The following is a 1,912-nucleotide window of genomic DNA, read 5'->3' as shown; positions in this document are numbered from 1 at the left end:
AACTTCGTTATTTCATTCCTCGTTATGACGTTTTTATATTTTATTTACCTAAATCTAGTTGATTTTTAACTAGGTGATGGTAGCTTCCTTTTAATGCTATTAATTCCTGATGTGTTCCTTTCTCTATAATCTTTCCTTTTTCTAGCACTACTATTTGATGCGCATTTTTAACAGTACTTAATCTATGTGCAATAACTACTGCGGTTTTATTAGAGAAAAACTCATTCAGTTTCCCCATAATTACTTTCTCATTATTTGCATCTAATGCACTAGTCGCTTCATCAAAAAACAAAAACTTTGGATTTTTATATACTGATCGTGCAATTAGTAATCGTTGTTTTTGCCCTGTACTAAGCCCGTTTCCTTCACTACCTATTTTTGTGTTGTATCCTAAAGGTAAACCCTCTATATAATCAGCTATATTGGCTACGTTTATAGCATGTGCTAATTTCTCCTTATCTACATAATCCTCTCCAACAGCGATGTTTTTTGCGATGGAATCATTAAAAATATACCCCTCCTGCATTACTACTCCACAGTTTCTTCTCCATTCTTTTTGAGAAATATTTTTTAAATTAAAGTTTCCTATACTTATATCTCCAGTATCTACTTGGTAAAAACCAAGTAATAATTTCATTAAGGTTGTTTTTCCACTTCCACTAACCCCAACTATAGCAGTGGTTTTATTGGCAGGGATTTCTAAGGATAAATCTTTTAATACAGGTTCCAAACCTCCTGTATATCTAAAAGATATATTGTTAAGTTTTATAGGTTCTTTTTCTGGGATATGAGTTACTTTTTCATCTTCAGGCTTTTCCTCATCTTCCATATTATGAATTTCTCCTAATCTATCGATAGATATTTGTGCATCTTGCACATCTCTCATAAAATTGATTAATTGAACAATAGGACCATTTAATTGCCCAACAATATAACTAATAGCCATCATCATACCTAAAGTAATTTGCCCATCAATTACTAATTTGGCAGATAAAATGGTAATGAACATATTTTTTAATTCATTGATAAAGTTTGATCCTACACTTTGGGTTTGTTCTAATGCTAAACTTTTGGTAGCTACTTTAAATAAACGAGCTTGAACATACTCCCAGTTCCAACGCATTCGTCTTTCTGCATTATGAAGTTTAATTTCTTGCATTCCATTTATCAACTCAATAACTTTACTTTGTTCTTGACTAACTTGTGAAAATCGTTTATAATCTAGTTCCTTCCTTTTTTTGAAGAAAAACAAAACCCAACCAAAATACAAAACACTTCCTAAAACAAATACGCCAAATATTTGTAGGCTATAAAACCCTAAAACTAAACTGAAAATAATAAGGTTAAAGAATGAAAATAACACCGTTAATGAAGAGGTAGTTAAAATTCGTTCTATACGTTTGTGGTCATTAATTCGTTGTAATAAATCTCCAGTCATTCTTACATCAAAATAAGAAATAGGAAGTTTCATTAGTTTGATAAAAAAGTCAGAGATTAACGAGATATTAATACGAGTACTTAAATGCAATAAAATCCAACTACGTATTATTTCTAAAGAGGCTTTTCCTACAAATAAAAATAGTTGTGCAAATAATATTAAATACACAAAGTTAAGATCTTGGTTTTTTATACCAACATCAACCACACTCTGTGTTAAAAAGGGTAAGATTAATTGTAATAAACTCCCCGCTAATAGCCCAATAATAAGCTGGATGATGAATTTTTTATATTTGAAAAGATATTTGAATATAAATGAGAACCCAAATTTTTCGTCTTCTTCAAATTCTTCTTGATAAAATCTAGGAGTAGGTTCAACTAGTAAAGCTATTCCTTCTTCTGTATTTTCATCAGCATTGTTTCCTATCCAATGTTGAATAAATTCTTCTTTAGTAAAAGTAATAAGTCCATGAGC

Annotated in this window: 1 protein-coding gene; it reads right to left on the bottom strand. The window is 30.3% G+C overall.

All coding sequences use genetic code 11. From position 1 onward, the window contains the following. Positions 1–40: 40 nt before the first annotated feature. On the bottom strand, positions 41–1,912 hold a 1,872-nt coding region (locus DS884_RS00015; protein WP_147239339.1), incomplete at its 5' end, for a peptidase domain-containing ABC transporter.

Origin of the sequence: Tenacibaculum sp. E3R01 (assembly GCF_003318185.1) — a bacterium.
Lineage (GTDB): Bacteria > Bacteroidota > Bacteroidia > Flavobacteriales > Flavobacteriaceae > Polaribacter > Polaribacter halocynthiae.
The sequence above is the reverse complement of the archived record's forward strand: the minus strand, read 5'-3'. Positions and strand labels throughout refer to the sequence as shown.